9 protein-coding genes are annotated in these 11,983 nt (G+C 40.1%); 2 read left to right on the forward strand and 7 right to left on the reverse strand.

Annotated features, from left to right (window positions below):
* Positions 1-146 precede the first annotated feature (146 nt).
* Positions 147-422 carry an HU family DNA-binding protein gene (locus AN395_RS02260; RefSeq protein ID WP_004586404.1) on the forward strand — a complete coding sequence of 92 codons (276 nt, stop codon included), beginning with the start codon at positions 147-149 and terminating at the stop codon, positions 420-422.
* 201 nt (positions 423-623) lie between these two features.
* Here AN395_RS02260 and ilvN read toward each other — a convergent pair whose 3' ends face one another.
* Both ilvN and AN395_RS02270 read right to left on the reverse strand, forming a co-directional pair.
* Positions 624-1,121 carry an acetolactate synthase small subunit gene (ilvN, locus tag AN395_RS02265; protein WP_004586403.1) on the reverse strand — a complete coding sequence of 166 codons (498 nt, stop codon included), beginning with the start codon at positions 1,119-1,121 and terminating at the stop codon, positions 624-626.
* The gene (locus AN395_RS02270) at positions 1,121-2,845 is read right to left on the reverse strand and encodes an acetolactate synthase 3 large subunit (RefSeq protein ID WP_054981927.1); all 1,725 of its coding nucleotides are present in this window, start codon (positions 2,843-2,845) and stop codon (positions 1,121-1,123) included. The genes ilvN and AN395_RS02270 overlap by 1 nt, the downstream gene beginning before the upstream one ends.
* 444 nt (positions 2,846-3,289) lie before the next feature.
* Between AN395_RS02270 and AN395_RS02275 the strand changes: the two genes are divergently transcribed.
* Positions 3,290-6,289, forward strand: a complete 3,000-nt coding sequence (locus AN395_RS02275; protein WP_054981928.1) for an immune inhibitor A domain-containing protein — start codon at positions 3,290-3,292, stop codon at positions 6,287-6,289.
* A 204-nt stretch (positions 6,290-6,493) separates the two neighbouring features.
* Here AN395_RS02275 and AN395_RS02280 read toward each other — a convergent pair whose 3' ends face one another.
* The 5 genes from AN395_RS02280 to ppnN all read right to left on the reverse strand — a co-directional run bounded on the left by AN395_RS02280 (position 6,494) and on the right by ppnN (position 11,969).
* The gene (locus tag AN395_RS02280; protein ID WP_004586400.1) at positions 6,494-7,501 is read right to left on the reverse strand and encodes an isocitrate dehydrogenase; all 1,008 of its coding nucleotides are present in this window, start codon (positions 7,499-7,501) and stop codon (positions 6,494-6,496) included.
* Positions 7,502-7,690: 189 nt separating this feature from the next.
* On the reverse strand, positions 7,691-9,379 hold the full coding sequence (locus AN395_RS02285; RefSeq protein WP_054981929.1) for a hypothetical protein: 1,689 nt from the start codon (positions 9,377-9,379) through the stop codon (positions 7,691-7,693).
* 6 nt (positions 9,380-9,385) lie between these two features.
* Entirely contained in the window at positions 9,386-9,772 is a 387-nt protein-coding gene (locus AN395_RS02290) for a DUF3192 domain-containing protein (RefSeq protein WP_004586398.1), read from the reverse strand.
* Positions 9,773-9,841: 69 nt separating this feature from the next.
* Complete coding sequence (gene xni, locus AN395_RS02295; RefSeq protein WP_054981930.1) at positions 9,842-10,615, reverse strand: flap endonuclease Xni; 774 nt, start codon at positions 10,613-10,615, stop codon at positions 9,842-9,844.
* A 10-nt stretch (positions 10,616-10,625) separates the two neighbouring features.
* Positions 10,626-11,969, reverse strand: a complete 1,344-nt coding sequence (gene ppnN / locus AN395_RS02300; RefSeq protein WP_004586396.1) for a nucleotide 5'-monophosphate nucleosidase PpnN — start codon at positions 11,967-11,969, stop codon at positions 10,626-10,628.
* Positions 11,970-11,983 lie beyond the last annotated feature (14 nt).

Below are 11,983 nucleotides of genomic sequence, written 5' to 3' on the forward strand. Positions count from 1 at the left end.
CACGCTGTATTTTACCGAGAATTATTAAAATTTTACGCATTTTCGAAGTATTTAAGCAAAAAATGCAATTTGCTGTTGCTAACTCCTTAAAAATGCATAAAGATAGGTTTTGCGAAGGCAAAATAATAACGAATAGGAATCTAACAATGAATAAAGCTCAATTAGTTGAAAAAATCGCTACTGATGCAGAAATCTCTAAAGCTGCTGCTACACGTGCACTTGACGCGTTTACTGGCGCTGTAACTTCTTCTTTAAAAGAAGGTAATTCAGTTGCATTAGTAGGTTTTGGTACTTTCTCAGTTAAAGAACGTGCAGCACGTACTGGCCGTAACCCACAAACGGGTGCTGAGATCCAAATCGCAGCGGCAACTATCCCAAGCTTTAAAGCAGGTAAAGGTCTTAAAGACCAAGTAAACCCTTAATTGGCGCTTTACAGAATTTTTTAAAAAAGAGCTATTTAGCTCTTTTTTTTTGCCTGCATTAAAGTAGTGAGCTTACCTAAGCTTATTCTCACATGCCTAATTAGGTATTAATGCAGGGCGTTGTAAGGCAAGGCTTAGCATAAAAAATCCCTGCTAATTGCTTAGCAGGGATTTAATATTAAACGCTTAAGCTTTAATTAATTACGCTTTTAACGCTTTGTCACCACGGCCGATCCCTACAGCACCAGAGCGCACCACTTCAATAATGTCGGTTTCATGGCGTAGGGTGTCTAAAAACGATTCTATTTTGTCTGTGCTGCTTACCAGTTGTAAGCTGTAGCTTTGGCGTCCCATATCTAAAATAGCACCTTGGAACACATCTACGACACGTGTAACAGCTGCACGGGTGGTTTCGTCTTGGGCAAATACTTTAACAAGTAATAATTCACGTTCGATGTGACTCATTTCGGTCAAATCAATAATTTTAAGTACATCAACTAATTTATTAACTTGTTTAGTAATTTGCTCAACGATTCTATCATCACCCATAGTGGTAATAGTGATACGTGACAGTGACTCATCATCAGTGGTGCCCACTGTTAAGCTATCTATGTTGTAGGCGCGCTGTGAAAAAAGCCCAACAATGCGAGATAAGGCTCCCGGTTCGTTTTCTAATAAAATAGATAATATACGACGCATTATGCTTTTACTCCTTTACGTAACCACATCTCATCAATGCCACCTAGTTTAATTTGCATTGGGTATACATGTTCTTTTTCATCAACGTTAATATCTAAAAATACCAAACGGTCGTTAATGCTCATTGCTTTATCTATAGCAGGTTGTAGCTCATCTAAAGTATCTACCTTTATGCCTACATGGCCATAGCTTTCAACAAGTTTTACAAAGTCAGGTAATGAGTCCATATATGAAGATGAATGGCGACCGCCGTAAATCATATCTTGCCATTGGCGAACCATGCCTAGTGAGCGGTTATTTAGCGAAACCACTTTTACAGCCAAGTTGTACTGTAAGCATGTTGATAGCTCTTGAATATTCATTTGGATTGAGCCATCGCCGGTTACACACACTGACTCTTTATCAGGAAAGGCAAGCTTAACACCCATAGCTGCTGGTAAGCCAAAGCCCATGGTGCCTAAGCCCCCAGAATTGATCCATTGGCGAGGGTTTTTAAATGGATAATATTGCGCTGCAAACATTTGGTGCTGACCCACATCAGAGCTTACATATGCGTCACCATTAGTGGCTTTATACACTGCTTCTATAACAGCTTGAGGCTTTATTTTATCGCCATCGGTGTTGTAGCTTAGGCACTTTTGCTCGCGCCAGCTAATAATTTGTCGCCACCAATCCTCTTGTGCACTGCGATCAATTTGAATGCTACTTTTATCTATGCCAGCTTGCAGTTGCTCCATTACAGTGGCTAAACAGCCCACAACCGGAATATGTGCTTTAATCGTTTTAGAAATAGAGGTCGGGTCTACATCAACGTGAACGATGGTTGCATTAGGGCAAAACTTTTTAACATTATTGGTTACACGATCATCAAAACGCGCTCCCAGCGCTAAAATTACATCGGCATTTGCCATGGCTTTATTGGCTTCAAGCGTGCCGTGCATACCCAGCATACCCACGTAATTTGGGTGAATACCCGAAATACCGCCTAAGCCCATTAATGTATTAGTGATAGGTGCATTTAGCGATTCAACTAAGCGGGTTAATTGCTCAGAGGTGTTAGATAAAATAATACCGCCGCCTGAGTATATAACCAGTTTTTTAGCTTCTAAAATTGCGGTAACCGCTTTGCGAATTTGTTTAGAGTGGCCCTTTGTATTTGGGCTGTAGGTTCTAAGCTCTGTTGTTTTAGGGAAGTTGTACTCAAACTTAATAGCAGGGTTAAGCATATCTTTCGGTAGCTCAACAACAACGGGTCCTGGGCGGCCAGTACTTGCAATATAAAACGCTTTTGCCAAAATAGCCGGAATTTCTTCAGCGCTTCTGCAGTTAAAACTATGTTTTACAACCGGGCGAGAACAGCCAACAATGTCAGTTTCTTGGAATGCATCGTCACCAATTAAGCTAGTAGGTACTTGCCCCGATAATACCACCATCGGAATTGAGTCCATATAAGCGGTAGCAATACCTGTAATACAGTTAGTTGCGCCAGGGCCTGAGGTAGCAAGTACAACACCAACTTCGCCAGTAGCTCGGGCATAACCGTCAGCCATATGGGTTGCGGCTTGTTCGTGACGTACTAAAATATGTTCAATGTCTTCTTGTTGAAAAAGTGCATCGTATAAATCTAAAACCGAACCACCTGGGTAGCCAAATATATACTTAACCTTCAACTCTTTTAATGCCTGAACAACTAGTTCAGAACCATTATATTCTTGTTTGCTCATCCTCATTCCTCTGTGCGCTGTTTATGCATAAAAAAACCCCCGCGTAGTGCGAGGGTTTTTAAAAAGCAATTTCACTTTTTAATACATCCCCGCTGGGCTTATCACTAAGACCACTACGAGTACGATTAAAAGGTGAAGTTGTTTTTTCATAATTGTCACTTTATAAAAAGCAAAATGCTGCTTTAGATTAAAAATTCTATATGGGGTTATTTTTAAGGGTTTTACGTGCTTATGTCAACCTTGAAAGGGCTGTTTTGGATTAAAATTTCAAATTAATTTGTTTTCATACTAAAAAGTTGCACGCTATTTGTAGTTATATAAAAAATATGAAGAAATTATGCTAATTTTACCGAGTAACCATAATGGGTAAATAGGTGATTTGAGCGCTGTGCTTAATGCATATATTAGGTATGATAGAGCAATAATTTATCTGGGGAAGATACAGTGAAAAAAATAATATGGCTTAGCTTATTTCTTTGCAGCCTAAATCTTAACGCAGCAAATACCAGTGCGCATGACCCAGGTATTATTAACAAACAAAGAATAGAGTATTGGTTAAATAAACGCGCTGATACCCAACAAACCACTAACAAGCCAACGGTTGAAAGCTACTTAGCGAATGCTGAACGGCTTAACCCTTCGCAGTTAAAACCTGTTTCTACCATGAAAGCCCGCTTAAGCGCTAAGCAAGCCAATAAGCAGCTGCAATATGCAAGTACGGCTAGCCCTAGCAACGCGCTAAATGAGGTCAAAGTACTGGCTATTTTAATTGATTTTCCTGATTTAAAGCACGATGACAATCAACTAGTTGATGATGATACCGACATGTATTACGAAAATTATACAAAGGAGCATTACCAACAATTGCTTTTTAATGAGGGTGGGTTTATTGGCCCTAATAATGAAACGCTTAGCAGCGTATACGATTATTATTACGACGCATCAGGTGCTAGCTTAACTTTTAGTGGGCAAGTATATGGGTGGGTTAGGGCAGATAGTAATGCTAAAACCTATGGTGAGCGCGTAGGTAACACACGCGATATAAATGCCCCCGCACTGATAAAAGAAGCAGTCGAAAAAGCCACTGCACAATTTGATATTGACTTAACGCAATATGATTTAACAGATTTAGATGATATTGACGGCGATGGCATTATCAACGAGCCAAACGGCATTATTGACCATGTTATGGTTTTTCATTCCAGTATTGGTGAAGAATCCGGTGGAGGCTATTTAGGCGTTGATGCAATTTGGTCTCACCGCTACTACGTATTTGATGAAAACAGTGAACCTGTCAGTATTGCCGGTAGTAGCGTTAAGTTATCGGGTTATACGATAAACCCAATAGATGCCAGCATAGGTGTCGTTGCGCATGAATTTGGTCACGACTTAGGTTTAGCAGATGAGTACGATTTACAGTCAAATACCGTGGGTGAGCCTGTATCGTCTTGGTCAATAATGTCTACTGGTAGCTGGGCTGGTGGGCCTAGGGGTTCACAGCCCGTTATGTTTAGTGCACAGGCGCTTGAGTATTTACAAAACAGATACCAAGGCAATTGGGTGAACCAGCTTAATTTAACCATGGAGGAAGTGAACAGCCAGCCTCAGCAGTCGCTAGTTTATACTAGCTCACTTTCTCAGCAGCAAAGCCAAATTAAAGTGACACTTGCGCAGCAGCTAGAAAAATTTAAAACCCCGGTTGAAGGTGATTTTCAATTTTACTCTGGTACAGGTAACAACCTAACACACACGCTCTCACAAACCGTGACCTTACCTGAGGCGGCTACACCACTGACTCTTAGCTTTTTAGCTTACTACAGTATTGAGCGCGATTATGACCTTGTACAAGTAAAGGTAAATCAAACTCCTTTAGCTGGTAATTATACAATCGAGACAAATCCTTATTATGGCGATATAGGCCCGTATATAACTGGTGATTCGTTTTTACATGCAGATGCGCAGCAACCTAATGGTTTTTTAATGCATGAGTTTGATTTAACACAATATGCAGGACAAACCATTACATTAAGTATTGAGTATATTACCGATACAAACACACAGTATTATGGTTTTGTAGCCGATGATTTAAAAATAACAAACAACAATACTGTGATTTGGCAAAATAACGCAGAGCAGCCAAGTATTAACTTAGCGTTAAATGGTTTTAGCCGCGTGAGTAGTTATATTTATGCTAAACCAGCCCACTACTATATACAGCTACGTGCGCACAGAGGTGTGGATGCCGGCTTACAAGCAGAGCAATATTCACCGGGAGTTTTATTATGGTATAGCAATAGTGCATTTGATAACAACAACACAACTGATCACCCAGGGGGTGGTTTTAATTTAGTGGTTGATGCGGATCAAAAGCCAATTTATCGCGGTACAAGTAGCACCACACTTGCAGATACACCTATACAAGTACGCGATGCTGCATTTAGTTTATATCAGCAAAGTGCAGGTTTAGGCGATCAAGACTTAGCTGCCATTAGTGAGTTTAATGATCATTTTGATTACAGCTTTACGCAGCAGGCTGAATCAGGTGTGGTGCTTACTCCCCAAGGCTTTAACTTTGAAATAGTCAGCCAACACCCTGAAAGTGAAACAGCAGAGCTTTTGCTTAGCTATGATGCGCTACAACAAATAACCTCAACAGTAAACGAGGCAACCGTTAGCTTTAATGTAGCCGGTTTAAAGTTAACCCCCACAGATACATTTTTATGGGACTTTGGTGATGGGCAATCGAGTACTGAGCTACGTCCTACACATACCTATGCCGATTACGGCACATACAGCGTTACCTTTTCGGCAATGGGTGAGACGACTACGCAAACACAAACTAAACAAATTACCATCACAAAGCCGCTAGAAATTGAAAATTTAACGTATAAGTTAAATGGTGCGACTTTATCTGCTCAAGCAATCGTAACTGGCGGTGAAGCACCTTACAACATGAGTTGGTTTATAGATGGTGAACCCGTATCGCAAACTGAAAACCTAGATTACCAATTTAGCTACTCTGGAGATTACACCCTCGCGTTAATAGTAACTGATACGCAAGGGATAAGTGTTAGCCAACAGCATGCTTTGAGTGTTAACGCACCGCTGCAATTAAGTACACGCCATACGGCAAATAACTTAACGGTACAATTTAATAGCTCACCATTAGGTGGATCTGGTAATTATACATATAGCTGGGATTATGGCGATAGCAGCCCACTAGGTACAACGCAAAACCCAAGTCATAATTACCAAGGTGCAGGTAGTTATACAGTAAAACTTGTACTCACAGACAGTCAAACCAATGAAGTTATAAGTAGTGAGCTAACAGTCTCGGTACAAGAAGCGCAAAGTGAATCGTCATCAAGTGGTGGGGCAATAGGTTATTTAATTGCGCTATTAGTGATAAGTGGGTTTTACCGGCGTACCAGCAATAAAGTTTAATGATTTTGTGAAGTAATACCATTTGACTTAAATGTCTAATAACTTAACACCAGTGGTATAAAAGGAGATGTTCACTGCATTAAAAATTCTATTTAAAATAAATAGCGTAGTTATGCCAAGTGATGTAATTCGCAAAGGTTAAAATACAAAAAAGCCAGCAATATGCTGGCTTTTTAGGCTTAAAACAAGATTAACCTTGTTAAATTATAAACGGTCGATTACTGATTGAGTGAAATCAGTTGTACCGTGGCTGCCGCCTAAGTCACGTGTTGTGCGATCGCCTGATTTAATTACATCAGCTACTGCGCTGCGAATACGCTCAGCCGTGTCGCCCATATCTAAGTGCTCAAGCATTTGGATAGACGCTAAAATTACTGAAGTAGGGTTTGCTAGGTTTTTGCCAGCAATATCTGGTGCACTACCGTGAACGGCTTCAAAAATAGCAGCATCTTCACCAATGTTTGCACCTGGTGCCATACCTAAACCGCCAACTAAACCAGCACAAAGATCAGATAAAATGTCGCCAAATAAGTTAGTTGTTACTACAACGTCAAACTCTTCTGGTGTCATAACTAGCTTCATACATGTTGCGTCAACAATCATTTCAGTTGATTCAATTTGCGGGTAACGCTCAGCAACTTCACGTGCAACTTTTAAAAATAAGCCAGAGGTAGATTTTAAGATATTTGCTTTGTGTACTGCAGTTACTTTTTTACGGCCTTCACGTACTGCTAACTCGTAGGCAAAAGTGATGATTTTCTCAGCGCCTTCGCGAGTAATTACAGATTTAGCTTCTGCTTCGTTACCGTCTTCGCTTACTACTTGGCCTAAACCTGAGTACATACCTTGGGTATTTTCACGAATAGTAATGATATCGATATCATCGTAACGTGCTTTAGTACCAACAAAAGATTTAACAGGGCGTACGTTTGCGTATAAACCAAACTGCTTACGTAATGTTACGTTAATAGACGTAAAACCTTCACCTACCGGCGTCGTTAGTGGACCTTTAAGAGTGATTTTGTTTTTAGCGATTGTATCAATTGTTTCTTGAGGAAGTAGCTCGCCAGTTTTTTCTAGTGCAGCAAGGCCTGCATCAACAAATTCATAATCAAAATCGCAACCTGCGGCTTTTAATATTTCAAGTGCTGAGTCGATAATGCTCGGACCGATGCCGTCGCCTTTGATCACTGTGATGGTTTGTTTGGCCATTGACTTTTCCTTTAAAAGAATAAAAAACGCACATAAATTATTACTAATAATAGTAACTGCTTGTTAGGTCATTTATGTGACGTATGTGGATATATTTTGAGGGCGCATTTATACCAACTTATCGCCCATTTTGCCAGTTTATACTATAAATACAGGGTATAACCTGTGCTTATAGTCAGCATAAGTGACTTAAATGCTGTTATATAGCGATAAGCCTTGCAGTTGCGCAAAAAAATCATCCTCAGATTTAAAGCCTTGTGCTTTTAGCTGTGCATTTAAAGTTTGTTTTTGCCAAGGCGTTAAAGGCAGAGCGGGTTTAAAAATAGTTTGCGCCACGACCTTTAAACTAATCCATAATTTGTGCTGCTCGTTTAGCTCTTTTTTAGGTTGTTGTTCAGCATCGAGTAGGGGCTTGGTCCATGGATTATCACTCAGTAGTTGTGTTAATTCTGTATTTAAATGTTCATTATTAATCGCTTCCACCCCAAAAAAGGCTGCTAATGGGGCACTATAAGTTTGGTTAGGCACGCTACTTATGGTTACTTTTGCACAGAGCTGTGCACTGCAATGGGTTAATAAATAATGTACGTAACCATAGATGGGCAAGGCTATATGTTCAAATTGCTGTTTTGGGTTATTACTTACCATTAAAGCTAAAATACTAATAAAGCTATTAAGTTTATTCAGTACGATGTGTTTGTGCGGAAGATGTGATGTATCCACTAATTGCTCAAATATAACCCGCTGAATAATCGCCGGTGCATTATCGTAGCCGACCATCGACAAGCTATGGCGTAAGTCTTTGGCGGCTTGGTGCTGATTGTTATAGGGCCTGACGGCTTGGCAGAGCTTCTGTGTTATTTCACTAAAAGGGGCTAGTAACTTATCTAAGCCTTTAAAACTATATTCATGCGCTACTTTTATATGACTTACTAATGCTATTAACTCGGCCTTTGAACTTATCTGCGCCGGGGCTTTACGTACCAGGTGCTCATTGTTCCAGGCTAAAAATAATACCCGTTTATCAGTACATAGCCATTGCATTGGTTGATCTTTAAGTGAGGTTTTAACCTTGTACCACGCCAGTTTTTTCTCATTATTGGCATTAATTAGTATATGCTTATTAGCCTCATCACTTGCTAGATAAACCATTGCTTGGTCGCTGTAAACAATTTTACTGCCTGGCAGGTGCGGGCCTATATGCGCTATTAAATCCTTAATTAACCTTTGCGCAAATGGGTTAGCTGTTTTGACATACAATTCACCCAAAGCTTTGTAAAAATTCAATGGGTTTTTTTTCGATGTATAGGTGATGTTCATCGCTATAATATTACTTAATGCACACAAGGTTATGGCATTGTCATATAGCATTATGTCGCTAGTACTTAGTAACGCTTGCTTATACTTATTTAGTTTAGCCAACATACGCACGCTATTTTGAGTAGGGTGCTGTGCACTGAGCAACACTTTTGCTGCTAGCTGATGGCGAAAACGCCATATTTTTTTATCGCTGAGTGTAAGCATTTGCTGCTGCGCAATTTTATTATGCTGCGCTACAACGCAGCAATGTTCTACCAATGCAACACCAATATAAAGCTCGGTTAGTTCATCATCAAACTGTTGGCTAGCGCACAGTGCGGTGCTAATAACACACTGGTTAATAACGAGGTTTGTAGCAAAGTCGTAGTGGCTGGTGTACAAGCTTAAACGCGCTTGTAAAGCGTGTGGGTGTTGCTGATACAAAACGCGATAATGCTGGGCTGTTTGTACAACAAGCGGATAAAGATGTTGCCACTGCGTTTTGTCATTATAAATTGTTAGTATTTGATGTGTGTTATGCAGTAACCGCACTAACTGTTTTGAAATAGGCTCATCCATTGGCCATCACCTGATCTTTTCCTGATAAGTTGTATAGGCGCTGGGGCCCCATAAAAATAACTCACCATTTTTAAATAATAAGCCGGTGCATTCATCCATCGTGGTTATGCCATCTGAAGTTTGGTGCTGAGTACGGTAAAAAACAATCTGCCATACTTGGTCTTTGTTACGTTTGGCATAGGTTAAATCGGGGCTTCCTAAATAATCGAGTACACTGTTTAAAGTAACCGCCTCATCAATAGACAGCTTTCTTATGTAGCGCTCGTTAAAGGCCTCACGGTCTTGCCAAATCATTGCTTGCGGGTCATCTTTATAAAAGGTGATCACTAAAGTCGCAATGAGTGCATACAAGCCTAAGCCTAATATTAAGTATCTTATAAACTTTTTAATCATTTTTAACTCACACTCGCAACAATACAGTGAGTATATGTTGTGCGCTTAAACAGTGCTATCAACATGCGACTAATGCAACCTTAACTGCTTTAAACTAAAACCTAGCTGTATATCTGTACGCAAAGTTACTAATTGTTTAGAAATAACATACATGTCTTTTTGCTCAACTAGCTTTTTTTGAATACTGCTTGATAGGGCATCATCTTCTATGGCGCTATCTATGCTTTCGTAGGTATTTACAATAAGCTGAGCCGATTTAGTCCCTATACCTTTAACGCCGGGTACATCGTTAGTTTTATCGCCCGCTAAGGCCCAAAAATCAATAAGTTTACTTTGCTCAATACCAAAGCGTTGCTCAATGCTGTCGCAATCTAGGTAGCTCTTTTTAAAATAATCGTACACACAAATATAGTCGTTCAAAAAAGGTAAAAAACCCTTATCGGTAGAAACAATGGTACTGTTTATCTTATTTTTTGCAGCTTTGTCGGCTAAGGTGGCTATGATATCGTCGGCTTCATCGTTGAGCGGTTCAAATACAACGATGCCCGTTTGCTCTATAGCTTCTTTAAAGTTGTGCAGCGCATTTTTAAGCGTGTCGGGCATGGGGGCCCTAGAATGTTTATATTGCTTATAAAAGTGGTAGCGCCAGCTTTTGTCGCCATCAAAAACAGCTATAGCGTGAGTGGCATTTGTTGACTGTAAAAGCTTTTTGCAAGCATGTGCTACGCGCGCGCAACTGGCCTTTAGCATCTGCTCTTCACTATGGTGTGTTTGGTTAGCGTCAACTGCGTAAATGCGCCTAATTAAATTAAGCGCATCAATTAAAAGTAAATGGGGTTTCAAATAGTCAAACTCATGCTTTTATTTCATAACAAGGGATATACTTACTACCGGGTAACTTCATACGACCTTGGTCTACAAAGGCTTGTAATAGTTTATCCATATCTTTCATTAAATCAGGCTCACCACTTAACACATAGGGTCCATGTGCTTTTATAGCGCGTAAGCCTTCATCTTTAACATTGCCAGCAACAATTCCTGAAAACGCTCTACGTAGGTTAGCCGCTAATTGCTGCTTGGGCTGTTCTAGGTGCAAATCTAAACTTGCCATGTTTTCGTGCGTAGGTGCAAAAGGTTGCTGAAAATCGTTATCGATTTTAAGTGTCCAGTTAAAGTAGTAGGCATCGCCTTGGCTTTTACGATAATTACGTACATTTGCCATAGCTGATTTTAATTTTTGCCCTACTAGAGCTGGATCATCAATGATTACTTCAAACTTATCAAGGGCTTCTTTGCCTAATGTCAGCTCTACAAACTTACATAACTCGCTAAAGTACGCTTCGCTTTCTTTAGGGCCGGTTAAAATAACAGGCAAACACTGTTTTTCGTTATCTGGGTGCAGCAAAATACCTAATAAATAAAGTAATTCTTCTGCAGTACCTGCACCACCTGGGAATATAATAATTGCATGCGCCGTTCTAATAAATGCTTCAAGGCGCTTTTCAATGTCGGGTAAAATTACCAGCTCATTTACAATAGGGTTTGGCGGCTCTGCGGCAATTATACTAGGCTCGGTTAAACCAAGATAACGGTTTTCGCTAATACGTTGTTTAGCATGGCCAATAGTGGCACCTTTCATCGGGCCTTTCATCGCCCCTGGGCCGCAGCCAGTGCATATATTTAAACCACGTAAGCCAAGCTCGTAACCTACTTGTTTTGTGTATTTATATTCTATTTCGTTAATTGAATGTCCACCCCAACACACAATCATATTTGGTTCGCTGTTAACGCGCAGCGCGCCGGCGTTTCTAAGCATATCAAATACCATGTGGGTAATGGCTTTTTGTTCTTTAAGATCTTTTTCGTACTTTTGGCAAATAAATAAAATATCGCGGATCACCGAAAAAATATGCTCGTGAATACCGGTAATTATTTCGCCATCAACAAAGGCGGTTTCGGGAGGGTTTTCTAACTCAATTTTAATGCCGCGCTCGCGACTGACTAAACGAATATCAAAGTCTTGGTATTTGTCGTAAATTTCATTACTTGCGTCTGTGTGGCTGCCTACGTTAAGGACGGCTAAGGCACAGTTTCTAAAAAGTCGATAACGTTCACTGGCTGAAGATTGCTCTAATAAATCAACTTCCAATTGTGACAGTAAATCTAAAACCCCAGTCGGGTTTAACTGTATTAACATCGGCATTCTCCTTG

Origin of the sequence: Pseudoalteromonas sp. P1-30 (genome assembly GCF_001400005.1) — a bacterium.
GTDB lineage: Bacteria > Pseudomonadota > Gammaproteobacteria > Enterobacterales > Alteromonadaceae > Pseudoalteromonas > Pseudoalteromonas atlantica.

Coding starts and splice junctions, on each gene's coding strand:
- AN395_RS02260 (WP_004586404.1), top strand. CDS start 147: ATGAATAAAGCTCAATTAGTTGAAAAAATCGCTACTGATGCAGAAATC.
- ilvN (WP_004586403.1), bottom strand. CDS start 1,121: ATGCGTCGTATATTATCTATTTTATTAGAAAACGAACCGGGAGCCTTA.
- AN395_RS02270 (WP_054981927.1), bottom strand. CDS start 2,845: ATGAGCAAACAAGAATATAATGGTTCTGAACTAGTTGTTCAGGCATTA.
- AN395_RS02280 (WP_004586400.1), bottom strand. CDS start 7,501: ATGGCCAAACAAACCATCACAGTGATCAAAGGCGACGGCATCGGTCCG.
- AN395_RS02285 (WP_054981929.1), bottom strand. CDS start 9,379: ATGGATGAGCCTATTTCAAAACAGTTAGTGCGGTTACTGCATAACACA.
- AN395_RS02290 (WP_004586398.1), bottom strand. CDS start 9,772: ATGATTAAAAAGTTTATAAGATACTTAATATTAGGCTTAGGCTTGTAT.
- ppnN (WP_004586396.1), bottom strand. CDS start 11,969: ATGTTAATACAGTTAAACCCGACTGGGGTTTTAGATTTACTGTCACAA.